Origin of the sequence: Streptomyces sp. NBC_00358, from assembly GCF_036099295.1 — a bacterium.
In the GTDB taxonomy this organism is placed as follows: domain Bacteria; phylum Actinomycetota; class Actinomycetes; order Streptomycetales; family Streptomycetaceae; genus Streptomyces.
This window is the reverse complement of sequence record NZ_CP107976.1, coordinates 2,605,750-2,620,231: the sequence shown is the minus strand read 5'-3', so window position 1 is coordinate 2,620,231 and position 14,482 is coordinate 2,605,750. Positions and strand designations below refer to the sequence as shown.

Sequence of the window (14,482 nt, the reverse complement as noted above, 5' to 3'; positions counted from 1 at the left end):
GCCCGGAGGGCCCGGTAAGGGGCGCGGGGAACTGCGCGCCCAGCCCCCACCGGCGCCGCAGCCGGACGAGCCCCGCCCGCGCCCCGTGGCCATGGGCCCGGGCCGGGGATACGCGGCCCGCCCCACCCGGGGCAGCGGGACTCCGGTCGGGTCGGCGACGCCCGGGTCGGCGACGCCCGGGTCGCGGGCCCGGCCGGGACCGCCCCCGGTGAGGGGCCAAGGGGCCCGGCGGGGTGCGGCGCAGGCTGGTGGCTGGGGGCCGCCAGGCCCCTCAGCCCACCAGCCGGAGCCGAACCCCAGCCACCCCCACCCGCACGGTCTGCCCCCACATCAACTCCACCGCGTCCCCCTCCATCCCGTCCCCGAACGCGATGAGCCGGTCCGACTCCACGGTGAGGGACAGCCGGCCGGACGCGGTGAGCTCGCCGGCCACGAGCGAGGTACCCGTGGCCGGCGACGGCCAGGCCTCACGGACGAACCACAGCAGGCGTTCGTCCGTGGGCCCCGGCAGCGACAGCCCCCCGCCCCGCTCCTGCCACACGGAGCGGAGCCAGCCGCTCGCCCCGGTCCCGGTCCCCACCAGCACCCCGGAGGAGGCCTGGGGCTCGACGGCACCCCCGTACTCGTCGAGCCCCAGCCGATACCGGGCCGTCTGATGGCCCGCGGCACCCAGGTAGATCTCGTTGAGGGCGACCAGCCGCTGGGTGTCGTCCGCGACCGCCTCGACCATGGTCAGCTCGTCGGCGCTGCCCCCGTGCGCCGATGCGAGCAGCGCCCCCGCGTCCTGGGGCCGGTGCCGCACCAGCACACCCGGATTGCGCCCGGGGTCCGCGTCGATCCCCACCACCGGCTGACCCATGAGGTACTTGGCGACGTTCGCGACCAGCCCGTCCTGTCCGACCACGACCACCACGTCCTCCGGCGCGAACAGGAAGCGGTCCAAGTCCGCCCGCTCCAAGCGCGCCTGACGCCAGGTCAGCGGAATGGCCGACACCACCGCGGCGAGTGCCTCACGGGCCCGCCGGTGGCGTTCGGCCACCTCCGCGATGTCCCGGCCGCGCGAGGACAGGAAGAACGCCGCCTGCCCGTGCGTGCCGTGCCGGGCCACCAACTCCTCGTACTCGGTGGTCCGGTGGACGAGGACGACCCGGGGCGCGAGACTCACGCCGGGTCTCCGGCGGCCCCGCCGCCCAGCTTGGCGAGCAGCCCGGTGAGGACGTCCGGCGAGACGGTGAGGTTCTCGATCCGCGGCAGGTTCTCCGCGAGCCGGGTGCCGGTCAGCGCGTGCAGCGTGGCGACATCGGCGTCGCCGTGGACCCGCAGCCAGGCCGCCTGCGCCTCGGCCCGAGCCGCGCCGACCTCGCGCGCCGCCTGCGCCTCGGCCCCCGCGAGCCGCACCTTGCGCGTGGCCTCCGCCTCGGCGAGCCGCAGCGACCGGGTGGCCTCGGCCTCGGCCAGCCGGACCGTGCGGTCCGCCTCCGCCCCGGCGCGTACCGCGTCCGCCGCCGCGAGCTCCTCGGCCTCGCGGCGCGCGTTCGTACCCCGTTGGTCGACCAACTGCTCCTCGCGCCGGGCGAGTTCGATCTGACTGGCGAGTTCGTTCTCGGCGATGGCGCGCTCCCGCTCGACGGCGACCGCCCGGCGTTCGTACGTCGCCTTGTCCGCGTCCTGCTGGATCTGCTCGCGGGCGGGAGTGCGCAGGGCCCGTTCCACCTCGGGCTCCGGGCGCAGTGCGACGACCCGCACGGCGACCACCTCGATGCCGGTCGCCGGCAGCCGGGGTTCGGCGGTGAGGCCGCCGGCGATCCGCTCCCGTACCGCCGCGACACCGTCGACCAGGGCGGACGCCAGTGACGTACGGGCGAGGACGTCGAGGGCGTGCTGCTGGGCCGTCTCGGTCAGCAGTGACCCGAGCTGCTCCAGCGGGGTGCCCCGCCAGTCGCCGGTGTCGGGGTCTATGGAGAAGTCGATGCGGGAGGCCGCGACGGTGGGATCGCTGATCCGGTAGGTGACGGTCGCCTGCACCGCGACATCCTGGAAGTCGGACGTACGCGCGTGGAACGTCATCGCCAACTCGCGGTCGTCGACCGGGACTTCGGAGAGAGCCGCGGTGAGTGAGCGGTACCAGAAGCTGAGTCCGGGGCCGTCGTGGAGCAGGCGCCCCGACCGGTGGTGCCGGACATGGGCGGTGGGCGCCCCGCGCAGATGGCGCCAGCCGAGGCGTCGCGTGATGTCGGCCATGAGTACCCCCTCGGCGCCGGGCGGTCCCGGCGCTTCCTCGTCGCGTGCTGCCGCTCGGCGGCGCTTGGCGGCGCTTATTGTCGTCAGTGAGACGATAATGGTCGGACCTGCTTATCGTCAAGGGGACGAAATGAATGCGCCGCGGCTCCGGCGATCCACGGGTGAACACGGGTCAGGATGGTCAGGATGGAGGCATGGGATTCCATGTCGACTCCGAGGCCGGGCGGCTGCGCCGCGTCATCCTGCACCGGCCCGATCTTGAGCTCAAAAGGCTCACCCCCAGCAACAAGGACGCGCTCCTCTTCGACGACGTGCTGTGGGTGCGCCGGGCGCGCGCGGAACACGACGGGTTCGCCGACGTGCTGCGCGACCGCGGGGTCACCGTCCACCTCTTCGGCGACCTGCTCGCCGAGACTGTGGCGATCGGGGCGGCCAGAGCGCTCGTCCTGGACCGGGTCTTCGACGAGAAGGAGTACGGCCCGCTCGCCACCGACCATCTCCGGGCCGCGTTCGAGACCCTGCCCGCCGAGGAGCTGGCGTCCGTGCTCGTCGGCGGCATGACCAAGCGCGAGTTCCTCGAAGCGCACGCGGAACCCACCTCCGTGCGCTTCCACGTCATGGACCTCGACGACTTCCTCCTGCGGCCGCTCCCGAACCACCTCTTCACCCGGGACACCTCCGCCTGGATCTACGACGGGGTCTCCATCAACGCCATGCGCTGGCCGGCCCGGCAGCGCGAGACCGTGCACTTCGAGGCGATCTACCGCCACCACCCGCTCTTCCGTGAGGAGGGCTTCAACCTCTGGTCGGAGGGGCAGGCGGACTATCCCTCCACCATCGAGGGCGGCGACGTCCTCGTCATCGGCAACGGCGCCGTGCTCATCGGCATGAGTGAGCGGACGACGCCGCAGGCCGTCGAGATGCTCGCGCACAAGCTGTTCGCGGCGGGCTCGGCGCGCACGATCGTGGCGCTCGACATGCCCAAGCGGCGGGCGCTCATGCACCTCGACACGGTGATGACGATGGTCGACGGCGACATCTTCACGCAGTACGCCGGGCTCGGCATGCTCCGCTCCTACACGATCGAGCCGGGCGCGGGGGACAAGGAGCTGAAGGTCACCGACCATCCCCCGGAGCACATGCACCGCGCCATCGCGGCGGCCCTCGGCCTCAACGAGATCCGCGTCCTGACCGCCACCCAGGACGTGCACGCGGCCGAGCGGGAGCAGTGGGACGACGGCTGCAACGTCCTCGCCGTCGAGCCGGGCGTCGTCATCGCCTACGAGCGGAACTCCACCACCAACACCCATCTGCGCAAGCAGGGTATCGAGGTGATCGAGATCCCGGGCAGCGAGCTGGGCCGGGGCCGCGGCGGCCCGCGCTGCATGAGCTGCCCCGTGGAAAGGGACCCGGTATAGCGGGGTCGAACGGGAGGCCGCATATAAATGCCGAGCATCGTATAGAATTTCAGGCGTCCCTCCCCGTCCACGCCCCCCGTCATCCTTGGAGCGCCCTCATGGCGACAGTCCCGACCGCCCTCGCCGGCCGCCACTTCCTCAAGGAGCTGGACTTCACCGAGGAGGAGTTCCTCGGCCTGGTCGAGCTGGCCGCCGGACTCAAGGCGGACAAGAGGCTCGGGGCGGAGACCCGGTACCTCACGGGCGTGAACATCGCGCTGATCTTCGAGAAGACCTCGACGCGCACCCGCTGCGCCTTCGAGGTCGCGGCCGCGGACCAGGGCGCGTCGACGACGTATCTGGACCCGTTCGGTTCGCAGATCGGCCACAAGGAGTCCGTGAAGGACACCGCCCGCGTGCTCGGCCGTATGTTCGATGCCATCGAGTTCCGCGGCGACAGCCAGGCCTCGGTGGAGGAACTGGCGGCCCACGCCGGAGTGCCGGTCTACAACGGCCTCACCGACGACTGGCACCCCACCCAGATGCTGGCCGACGTCCTGACGATGACCGAGCACTGTGCCAGGCCGGTGGCCGACATCGCCTTCGCCTATCTCGGCGACGCCCGCTTCAACATGGGCAACTCGTACCTGGTGACCGGCGCGCTGCTCGGCATGGACGTGCGGATAGTCGCTCCGCGGGCCTACTGGCCGGCCGACGGGATCGTCGCGCGGGCCCGGGAGCTCGCCGACAAGAGCGGCGGGCGCATCACGCTCACTGAGCACGTCGCCGAGGGCGTGCGGGGCGCCGACTTCGTGGCCACCGACGTCTGGGTCTCCATGGGGGAGCCCAAGGAGGTGTGGGCCGAGCGCATCGGCGCCCTCTCCCCGTACGCCGTGACCATGGACGTGCTGCGCGCGACCGGCAACCCGGACGTCAAGTTCCTGCACTGCCTCCCGGCCTTCCACGACCTGGGGACCAAGGTCGGCCGGGACATCCACGCGACCTACGGCCTGGACTCGCTGGAGGTCACCGACGAGGTCTTCGAGTCGGCGCACTCGGTCGTCTTCGACCAGGCCGAGAACCGGCTGCACACGATCAAGGCGATCATGGTCGCCACGCTGGCCTGATTTCTCCGTACGATGTCCGGCGGCCCCGGAGCCATCCCTTCCGGGGGCCGCCGCGCGACCCTCCCCGAATCCCCGACCGCGGTCGGGCGGGGGCACCCCCACGGTCGCACCCGCACCACCAGAAACGAGCACCACCCGCATGCCCGCTCCACGCGTCAAGTCCCCCGCTCAACTGATCGCCGACTCCGGTGCCGACCTCGAAGGCAACGGACTCAAGCGCACGATGGGGCTCTTCCAGCTCATCTGTTTCGGCGTCGGTGCCATCGTCGGCACCGGAATCTTCGTCGGACTCTCCGACTCGGTCGCCCAGGCCGGCCCCGCCGTGGTCGTCTCCTTCGTCCTGGCCGCCGTCACCTGCGTCTTCACGGCCTTCGCGTTCGCCGAGCTGGGCGGCGCGATCCCCGTCTCGGGATCCTCCTACTCCTTCGCCTACGCCGGACTCGGTGAGGGCACGGCCTTCCTGGTCGGCTGGTGCCTGCTCCTGGAGTACGGCGTCTCCGTGTCGGCCGTGGCCGTCGGCTGGAGCCAGTACGTCAACGAACTGCTCGCGAGCCTCACCGGTACGCAGCTGCCCGCCGCGCTCTCCGCCGGCCCCTCCGACGGCGGGATCATCAACCTCCCGGCCGTCATCGTGATCGCGCTGGCCTCGGTACTGCTGGTGCGCGGTGTGCGCGAGAGCGCCCGCGCGACCGCCGCGATGGCCGTGCTGAAGCTCGTCGTCCTCGTGCTGTTCTGCGGGATCGGGTTCAGCGCCTTCAAGGACGGCAACCTCACGCCGTTCTCCCCGGCCGGACTCGGCGGCATCGGCGCCGGCACCACGGCCGCGTTCTTCTCGTACATCGGCTTCGACGCGATCACCACGGCCGGCGAGGAGGCCAAGAACCCCCGCCGTGACATCCCCGTCGCCATCCTGGTCTGCCTCGGCCTGGTCACGGTGCTCTACTGCGCCGTCGCCCTGGCCGCGATCGGGGCCATCGGCGGCGACAAGGTCGGCGGCCGGCCGGCCGCGCTGTCCTACGTCGTCAACGAGGTCACCGGCTCCACCGTCGGCGGCGGAGTGATCGCCTTCGGCGCGGTCGTCGCCATCGCCTCGGTCGTCCTCGCGGTGATGTACGGCCAGACCCGCATCCTGATGTCGATGTCCCGCGACGGCCTGGTCCCGCGGGTCTTCGAGAAGGTCTCGCCGAAGACCTCGACTCCGGTCGCCGGCACACTGATCGTCGCGCTCGTCTTCGCGCTGCCCGCGGCCTTCGCGTCCCTGGACTCCGTGGTCAACCTGTGCACCATCGGCACGCTCGCCGTGATGGCCGCCGTCAATGTCGCGGTGATCGCGCTGCGCCGCCGCGAGCCGGGCCTCGCCCGCACCTTCCGGGTACCGCTCTACCCCGTGGTGCCGCTGCTCGGTGTCGGCTTCTGCCTCTATCTGATGTACGAGACCGGCTGGACCACCTGGATCCAGTTCGCCGCCTTCCTCGCGGCCGGATTCCTCGTGTACGTCCTCTACGGGCGCCGCAACTCGCGGCTGGCCCGGACGGACACCCGCGCCGGAGGCGGCGCGGACGCCGTCACAGCGCCGGACGCCGCTGAGCGGGAACCACAGGCAGTCTGAACCAGACGGCCTTGCCGGAGTCGGTGGGGCGGTGCCCGCAGGCCGAGCTGAGGGCGCGCAGCAGCAGCAGTCCGCGCCCGTGCTCCTGCCACGGGTCGGGCTCTCCGGGCGGGTGGGGGAGCGTGAGGTCGACGGGCGGCACGGGGTCGGGGTCGTGGACCTCGACCCGGCAGCCGGTCGGCATCAGCTCGACGACCAGCTCTATCGGCCCGTCGCCCGCGGTGTGCTCGACGGCGTTGGCGACCAGCTCCGCGGTGAGCAGCTCGGCGGTGTCGCTGTCGGCCGCGTGCTCCCGCTCCGCGAGTGCCGTGCGGACCAGCGCACGGGCGACGGGCACGGCCGCGACGGTGTGCGGCAGCGCGATGCGCCAGGAGGCGGGTGCTGGGGTGTCGTGCAAGTCGGGTCCGTTCGTGGAGCAGGCTGTCCTGCTTACAACCTAAGGAATGGTACGGCTCCACCGGGCGAACGCGCTCGGCGGGCTTTCTCGGGACATCGGCCGTTGTGTCCCCAGGGGTGTCACCCTGCTCTTTCGGGACGTTCGGTCCGATACAGGGCTGTGTACCCGGACGAACGGCCCGTCTCCCGCCTCCGCTCCCACCGTTACACGGCTATCGATGATCCGTGACGTGATGACGGGCCGCGGGCCGCCGCGGGGCCGCCGCCTCCACGGCGAGGGACCGCCCCTTCACGAGGTGGCGCCGCCTCCTCGTGAGCCCCGGCAGCCCCTTCACAAGTCGCAGGCATCACGTCGAGTCATGTCACATCACATCCTGTGACAATGCTGGCGGGTCGGCGTGTGCCGAAAGGTGATGCGACCGGCGAATTCAGGACACCGGAATCACTCTATCGCGCACTCATGACGACAGTCACAGATGAGTGATAGCTTGGTGGTACAGCCGCATCGCGTCGCCCCCCGCCCGAGGAGGCCGCCCGTCATGAGTCCCTTCACCGGCTCCGCCGCCCGCACCCCCGACTGGCAGCATCTGAGGTACGAGCTCACCGACGGCGTCGCCACGGTCACACTGGCCCGCCCCGAGAAACTCAACGCGCTCACCTTCGGCGCCTACGCCGACCTGCGCGACCTGCTCGCCGAGCTGTCCCGCGAGCGGTCCGTCCGGGCCCTGGTGCTCGCCGGCGAGGGCCGCGGATTCTGCTCCGGAGGCGACGTCGACGAGATCATCGGCGCGACCCTCTCCATGGACACCGCCCAGCTCCTCGACTTCAACCGGATGACCGGGCAGGTCGTCCGGGCCGTACGGGAATGCCCGTTCCCGGTGATCGCGGCCGTGCACGGGGTCGCGGCGGGCGCCGGAGCCGTGCTGGCGCTGGCCGCCGACTTCCGGGTGGCCGACCCCAGCGCCCGCTTCGCCTTCCTCTTCACCCGCGTCGGCCTGTCCGGCGGCGACATGGGCGCGGCCTATCTGCTGCCCCGGGTGGTCGGGCTCGGCCACGCGACCAGGCTGCTGATGCTCGGCGAACCGGTCCGGGCGCCCGAGGCCGAACGCATCGGCCTGATCAGCGAACTCACCGAAGAAGGGCACGCCGACGAGGGCGCGCAGGCGCTGGCCCGCCGCCTCGCCGACGGCCCCGCCCTGGCGTACGCCCAGACCAAGGCCCTGCTCACCGCCGAACTGGACATGCCGCTCGCCGCCGCCGTCGAACTGGACGCCGCCACCCAGGCCCTGCTGATGAACGGCGAGGACTACGCGGAGTTCCACGCGGCCTTCTCGGAGAAGCGGGCCCCGAAGTGGCGGGGGCGGTGAGAGGGGGATGCGCGTGAACGGCGGTGCGCTGCGCGTCGCGGTGATCGGCGGCGGCCCCGGCGGGCTCTACGCCGCGGCTCTCCTCAAACGCCTCGACCCGGCCCGCGAGATCACCCTCTGGGAACGCAACGCGCCCGACGACACCTTCGGTTTCGGCGTCGTCCTTTCCGACGAGACCCTCGGCGGCATCGAGCACGCCGACCCGGTCGTGTACGCGGCGCTCCAGGCCGAGTTCGTCCGCTGGGACGACATCGACATCGTGCACCGCGGGGTGTGCCACACCTCCGGCGGCCACGGCTTCGCCGCGCTCGGGCGACGCCGGCTCCTGGAGATCCTGCACGACCGCTGCCGTTCGCTGGGCGTCGACCTGCGCTTCACGGCCGAGGCCCCGCCCGTGGACGAACTCATGGCGGCGTACGACCTCGTCGTCGCCGCCGACGGAGTGCACAGCCTCGCCCGCGAGGCCCACGCGGAGGTGTTCCGGCCGACCGTCGAGGAGCACCGCTGCCGCTACATCTGGCTGGCCGCCGACTTCGCCTTCGACGCCTTCCGCTTCGAGATCGCCGAGACCGAACACGGCGTGATGCAACTGCACGGCTACCCGTACTCCCGCCCGTCGCCCGACCACCACCCCTCAACGAGGCCCTCCGGGCCACAGGATCAATGCGGCGCCTCCACCGTCATCGTCGAGATGCGCGAAGAGGTCTGGCGCGCCTCGGGATTCGCGGACCTCGACGAGCTGGAGTCCGTCGAACGGTGCGGCAAGACCTTCGCGGACGCCCTCGGCGGACGCCCGCTGCGCGCCAACAAGTCGGCGTGGACGAACTTCCGGACGATCGTCAACGACCGCTGGTCGCACGGCAATCTGGTCCTGCTCGGCGACGCGGCCCACACCGCCCACTTCTCCATCGGCTCGGGCACCAAGCTCGCCGTCGAGGACGCGCTCGCACTGGCCGCCTGTCTGGAGGAACAGCCTTCACTGGAGAGGGCGTTGACGGCCTACGAGGAGGAGCGACGCCCGGTCGTCGCCTCCACCCAGCGGGCCGCCCGCGCCAGCCTGGACTGGTTCGAAAACCTCGGCCGCTATCTCGGCCAGCCCACCCGGCAGTTCGCGTTCAACCTCCTCACCCGCAGCCGCCGGGTCACCCACGACAACCTGCGGCTGCGCGATCCGCACTTCGTGGCCGCGGTCGAGCGGGAGTTCCGCTGCCCGCCCGGCACCCCGCCGATGTTCACCCCGCTGCGGCTGCGCGGCCTGACCCTGCGCAACCGCGTCGTCGTATCACCGATGGACATGTACTCGGCCGTGGACGGCGTCCCCGGCGACTTCCATCTCGTCCACCTGGGCGCGCGGGCTCTCGGCGGCGCCGGACTGGTGATGACCGAGATGGTGTGCGTCAGCGCGGAGGGCCGCATCACACCGGGCTGCGCGGGCATCTACACCGCCCGACAGGCCGACTCCTGGCGGCGGATCGTCGACTTCACGCACCGGCAGGCGCCGGGCACCGCGATCGGCCTCCAGCTCGGCCACGCCGGCCGCAAGGGCTCCACCCGGCTGATGTGGGAGGGCATCGACGAACCCCTGCCGGACGGCAACTGGCCGCTCGTGGCCGCCTCCCCGCTTCCGTACAAGCCGGACAGCCAGACCCCCCGCGAGCTGTCCCGCGCCCAGCTCACCGATCTGCGCGAGCAGTTCACCTCGGCCGCCCTGCGCGCCGCCCGCTGCGGCTTCGACCTCCTCGAACTGCACTGTGCGCACGGCTACTTGCTCTCCGGATTCCTCTCGCCGCTGACCAACCTGCGCACCGACGCGTACGGCGGACCACTGGAGAAGCGGCTGCGTTTCCCGCTTGAGGTGTTCGACGCGGTACGGGCGGTGTGGCCGCCGGAACGGCCCATGACCGTACGCATCTCCGCCACCGACTGGGCGGAAGGCGGCACCACCGGGGACGACGCGGTGGCCATCGCGCGGGCCTTCGCCGCGCACGGAGCCGACGCCGTCGACGTGTCGACCGGCCAGGTCGTGGCCGACGAACACCCCGAGTACGGCCGTTCCTACCAGACGCCGTACGCCGACCGGATCCGCCACGAGACCGGGCTCCCGGTGATCGCCGTCGGCGCGATCTCCTCCTGGGACGACGTCAACTCCCTGATCCTGGCAGGGCGTACGGACCTGTGCGCACTCGCCAGGCCGCATCTCTACGATCCCAACTGGACGCTGCACGCGGCGGCCGAACAGGGCTACGAGGGGCCCGGCGCCGGCTGGCCGATGCCCTACCGCGCGGGCAGCCGTCCCCCGCAGACCGGCCGCACCGACGCCCCCAAACCCCGCCTCACCCTGGGGACTTGAGGAGATCACATGGCGCCGGACCGCCCTGACCACGGGGGTACCCCGGCGAACTGGGCTCCCGCGTCCCGAAGTCGCTCGTGCAGCGCCCGGAACACGTCGGCCGAGCGGGCGCCGGGCCAGTCCCCGGGCAGCAGCGCGGCGGGCAACCCCGGATCGGTGTACGGGAGATGGCGCCAGGAGTCGAGGGCGAGCAGATAGTCGCGGTAGGCCTCTTCGGGCGGGGTGTCCGTGCGCCCCTCCCACGTGTGCAGCACGCGCGCGTGCCGGCCGAGGAACGCCTCGTGCTCCTTGGCGATCGCGGCCAGATCCCACCAGCGCGCCACCGCGTCGGCCGTCGCGGCGTACCCCAGATGCTCGCCGCGGAACAGCTCCACGTACGGGCCGAGCCGCAGCCGTTCCAGGGTGTGCCGGGTCTCCTCGTACAACCGTGCCGGGGCGAGCCACACCCCGGGGGCGGCCGTGCCGAAACCGAGCCCGGCGAGCCGCGAGCGCAGGACATGCCGCTTCTGCCGCTCCGACTCGGGCACGGAGAAGACGGCGAGCACCCAGCCCTCGTCCTCCGGAGGCGCCGACGCGTACACCCTGCGGTCGCCGTCGTCGAGCAACTGCCGCGCGTCCGGCGACAGCGCGTATCCGGCCGCGCCCGCCGCGGTGCGCGCCGGCTCAAGCAGCCCGCGGCGCTTGAGCCGTGACACCGACGACCGCACCGAGGGCGCGTCGACACCGACCGCGGCGAGGAGCCGGATCAACTCGGCCACCGGCACCGGGCCGGGCGTGAACCGGCCGTACGCGCCGTAGAAGGTGACGATGAGGGACCGGGGGGCGTGTTGCTCTGACACGTCGGTCACTCTAGTGCGCGAAGATCACTTGGATCGCCGACCGTGGACAAGTCGCCCTGGGGTGCCGGGACCGGCACCCCGGACGCGGCGGCCGACGGGCCCTCACCACCGGAATCACCAGGGGTCCCACCACCGGAACCGTCACCGGTATCGGCATCGGAACCACCACCGGTATCGGCATCGGAACCACCACCGGTGTCGGCACCGGTTCCCTCCCGCAGCCGGAACCGCTGGAGCTTGCCCGTGGCGGTGCGCGGCAGCGCGTCCAGGAAGACGATCTCGCGGGGGCATTTGTACGGTGCCAGCTCGGACTTGAGGAAGGAGCGCAGCGCCTCGGCGTCCCGGCGGGCGCCCTCCTTGACCACCGTGTAGGCCACCACGATCTGCCCGCGTGCCTCGTCGGCCCGCCCGACGACCGCCGTCTCGACGACGTCCGGGTGCCGCAGCAGCGCGTCCTCGACCTCGGGGCCCGCGATGTTGTACCCGGCCGAGATGATCATGTCGTCGGCGCGGGCCACGTAGCGGAAGTAGCCGTCGGGGTCGCGGACGTAGGTGTCGCCGGTGATGTTCCAGCCGTCGCGCACGTACTCCCGCTGCCGGGGGTCCGCGAGATACCGGCAGCCGACCGGTCCGCGTACGGCGAGCAGCCCGGGCTCACCGTCCGGCACCGGGGTCCCGTCGGCGTCGACCACGCGCGCCTGCCAGCCCGGCACCGGTACCCCCGTCGTACCGGGGCGGATGTCCCCGTCGGCGGCCGAGATGAAGATGTGCAGCAGCTCGGTGGCGCCGATGCCGTTGATGATGCCGAGCCCGGTCCGCGCGTGCCAGTCCCGCCAGGTGGCCGCGGGCAGGTTCTCGCCCGCGGAGACGCAGCGCCGCAGCGACCCGATGTCGTGCGCGTCCGGTTCCGCCAGTTCCGCCAGCATCGCCCGGTAGGCGGTCGGCGCGGTGAACAGCACGGAGACCCGGTGCTCGGCGATCGCGGGCAACAACTGCTTGGGGCCCGCCTGTTCGAGCAGCAGGGAGCAGGCGCCGGCGCGCAGGGGGAAGACGACGAGACCGCCGAGCCCGAAGGTGAACCCCAGAGGAGGGCTGCCCGCGAAGACATCGTCCTCATGGGGCTGCAGCACATGCTTCGAGAAGGTGTCCGCTATCGCCAGCACATCGCGGTGGAAATGCATGCAGCCCTTGGGCCGTCCGGTGGTTCCCGAGGTGAACGCGATCAGCGCCACGTCGTCGGCGGCGGTGTCCACCGCGTCGAAGGGCTCGTCGGGAGCGCCGGTGATGCGCAGCAGCAGATCGTCGGGCGCGTCACCGCCGTACGTCGTCACCCGCAGCCCGGGGATCTCCGCCTTGACCAGGTCGTCGACCGAGCGGATGTCGCACAGGGCATGGGTCACCCGGGCGATCCCGCACATGGTGCCGAGTTCGTGCGGCCGCTGCTGGGCGAGCACCGTGACGGCGACCGCGCCCGCCTTCAGCACCGCCAGCCAGCAGGCGGCCAGCCACGGGGTGGTCGGGCCGCGCAGCAGCACCCGGTTGCCCGGGACGACGCCCAGTTCACCGGTGAGCACATGGGCGATGCGGTCGACCCGGGCGCGCAGTTGTCCGTACGTCCACGGGGCGCCGGACGGGGTGCGGAACGCCGGGCGTTGGGGGCCGGTGTCCGCGAGGAGTTCGACGGCGCAGTTCAGCCGGTCGGGGTAGCGCAGCCCGGGAAGCTCGAAGCGGAGCTCGGGCCACTGTTCGGGGGGCGGGAGATGGTCGCGCGGGAAGGTGTCGACGTGGGCCGAGAGTGCCGGCCCCGGGGTGCCCGCGGGATCGACGGGATCCACAGGGTCCACAGGGTCCATGGAGGGTTCGCCCCCTTGCCTGGGTGGGCGTCGTGGTGGGCTCGCACAAGGAGCGTATCGTGTTGGTGACGACAGTCAACGGTTCGCGATAGTGTGGGAGGCGTCCGACGGGGAGAGAGGACGGGCAATGACCGCATTCTCGCTTGATCCGGGGCAGATCGCCTGGTGTGCCGAGCTGCGCACGCTGGCCGCGCAACACCTGCGCCCACTGGCCGACAAGGGCGAGCCGGGCCACGTCAACCGTCCGCTGGTCGCCGAACTCGGCCGACTCGGCCTGCTCTCCCGCCTGTTCACCTCCGGAGCCCTGGACCTCTGCCTGATGCGCGAGTCGCTGGCCCAGGTCTGCACCGAGGCCGAGACGGCACTGGCCCTCCAGGGGCTCGGCGCCCACCCGGTCCACGCGTACGGCACCGCGGCGCAGCGTGAGCACTGGCTGCCCCGGGTCGCGGACGGCGGCGCCGTGGCCGCCTTCGCGCTGAGCGAACCGGGCGCGGGTTCGGACGCGGCCGCGCTGGCGCTCCGGGCGGACGAGGACGGCACCGGTACCGGTACCGGCGGCTGGCGGCTCACCGGCGAGAAGTGCTGGATCTCCAACGCCCCCGAGGCCGACTTCTACACCGTCTTCGCCCGGACCGCGCCCGACGCGGGAGCCCGCGGCGTCACCGCCTTCCTCGTCCCGGCCGACCGCCCCGGCCTCACCGGCAGTCCGCTCGACATGCTCTCCCCGCACCCCATCGGCGCACTCGCCTTCGACGCCGTACCCGTCACGGCGGACGACGTCCTCGGCGAACCCGGCCAGGGCTTCCGGGTGGCCATGAACACCCTCAACCTCTTCCGGCCGAGCGTCGGAGCCTTCGCCGTCGGCATGGCACAGGCGGCGCTCGACGCGACCCTCGCGCACACGGCCCGGCGCGAGGCGTTCGGCGGCCCGCTGAAGGACCTCCAGACCGTGGCCCACCAGGTCGCCGAGATGGCGCTGCGCACCGAGGCGGCCCGCCTCATGGTGTACGCGGCCGCGGCGGCCTACGACGAGGGGGCATCGGACGTTCCCCGGCGGGCGGCGATGGCGAAGCTGCTCGCGACCGAGACGGCCCAGTACGTCGTCGACGCGGCCGTCCAGCTGCACGGCGCCCGCGCCCTGCGCCGCGGCCATCTCCTCGAACACCTCTACCGCGAGGTGCGCGCGCCGCGCATCTACGAGGGGGCCAGCGAGGTTCAACGGGCCGTCATCGCGAAGGAGTTGTACCGGCGGACCGAGCCGACGAGGGAAACGGGGCCCGCGTGACCGTCCACCGAGCACAGG

11 protein-coding genes are annotated in these 14,482 nt (G+C 72.2%); 6 read left to right on the top strand and 5 right to left on the bottom strand.

All coding sequences use genetic code 11. From position 1 onward, the window contains the following. Window positions 1-271: 271 nt before the first annotated feature. A complete protein-coding gene (locus OHT01_RS10780) occupies window positions 272-1,165 on the bottom strand; it encodes a hypothetical protein (protein ID WP_328552922.1) in 894 nt (297 codons plus the stop codon). Further along, a complete protein-coding gene (locus tag OHT01_RS10775) occupies window positions 1,162-2,241 on the bottom strand; it encodes an SPFH domain-containing protein (RefSeq protein WP_328552921.1) in 1,080 nt (359 codons plus the stop codon). Before OHT01_RS10775 ends, OHT01_RS10780 begins: the two co-directional genes overlap by 4 nt. Before the next feature lie 194 nt (window positions 2,242-2,435). Here OHT01_RS10775 and OHT01_RS10770 point away from each other — a divergent pair, with 194 nt between their 5' ends. The 3 genes from OHT01_RS10770 to OHT01_RS10760 all read left to right on the top strand — a co-directional run bounded on the left by OHT01_RS10770 (window position 2,436) and on the right by OHT01_RS10760 (window position 6,374). Continuing rightward, the gene (locus OHT01_RS10770; RefSeq protein WP_328552920.1) at window positions 2,436-3,659 is read left to right on the top strand and encodes an arginine deiminase; all 1,224 of its coding nucleotides are present in this window, start codon (window positions 2,436-2,438) and stop codon (window positions 3,657-3,659) included. 98 nt (window positions 3,660-3,757) lie between these two features. After that, window positions 3,758-4,765 (top strand): ornithine carbamoyltransferase, encoded by a 1,008-nt coding sequence (argF, locus tag OHT01_RS10765; protein ID WP_328552919.1) that lies wholly within the window; start codon window positions 3,758-3,760, stop codon window positions 4,763-4,765. Between the two features lie 139 nt (window positions 4,766-4,904). Next, on the top strand, window positions 4,905-6,374 hold the full coding sequence (locus OHT01_RS10760; RefSeq protein WP_328552918.1) for an amino acid permease: 1,470 nt from the start codon (window positions 4,905-4,907) through the stop codon (window positions 6,372-6,374). Here the strand turns inward: OHT01_RS10760 and OHT01_RS10755 are convergent. Continuing rightward, window positions 6,331-6,771, bottom strand: coding sequence for an ATP-binding protein (locus tag OHT01_RS10755; protein WP_328552917.1), 441 nt, complete (start codon window positions 6,769-6,771; stop codon window positions 6,331-6,333). The two genes, OHT01_RS10760 and OHT01_RS10755, sit on opposite strands and share 44 nt — an antisense overlap. Before the next feature lie 538 nt (window positions 6,772-7,309). Here OHT01_RS10755 and OHT01_RS10750 point away from each other — a divergent pair. Both OHT01_RS10750 and OHT01_RS10745 read left to right on the top strand, forming a co-directional pair. Beyond that, the gene (locus OHT01_RS10750) at window positions 7,310-8,137 is read left to right on the top strand and encodes an enoyl-CoA hydratase family protein (RefSeq protein ID WP_328552916.1); all 828 of its coding nucleotides are present in this window, start codon (window positions 7,310-7,312) and stop codon (window positions 8,135-8,137) included. Between the two features lie 7 nt (window positions 8,138-8,144). Beyond that, window positions 8,145-10,487 carry a bifunctional salicylyl-CoA 5-hydroxylase/oxidoreductase gene (locus OHT01_RS10745; protein WP_328552915.1) on the top strand — a complete coding sequence of 781 codons (2,343 nt, stop codon included), beginning with the start codon at window positions 8,145-8,147 and terminating at the stop codon, window positions 10,485-10,487. 5 nt (window positions 10,488-10,492) lie between these two features. Here OHT01_RS10745 and OHT01_RS10740 read toward each other — a convergent pair whose 3' ends face one another. Together OHT01_RS10740 and OHT01_RS10735 are read right to left on the bottom strand one after the other, a co-directional pair. Beyond that, a complete protein-coding gene (locus OHT01_RS10740) occupies window positions 10,493-11,335 on the bottom strand; it encodes a PaaX family transcriptional regulator (RefSeq protein ID WP_328552914.1) in 843 nt (280 codons plus the stop codon). After that, window positions 11,332-13,179 (bottom strand): AMP-binding protein, encoded by a 1,848-nt coding sequence (locus OHT01_RS10735; protein ID WP_405915871.1) that lies wholly within the window; start codon window positions 13,177-13,179, stop codon window positions 11,332-11,334. The genes OHT01_RS10740 and OHT01_RS10735 overlap by 4 nt, the downstream gene beginning before the upstream one ends. A 127-nt stretch (window positions 13,180-13,306) precedes the next feature. On the opposite strand from OHT01_RS10735, the gene OHT01_RS10730 reads away from it, so the two are divergent. Beyond that, window positions 13,307-14,464, top strand: coding sequence for an acyl-CoA dehydrogenase family protein (locus OHT01_RS10730; RefSeq protein ID WP_328552913.1), 1,158 nt, complete (start codon window positions 13,307-13,309; stop codon window positions 14,462-14,464). The last annotated feature ends 18 nt before the right edge of the window (window positions 14,465-14,482 follow it).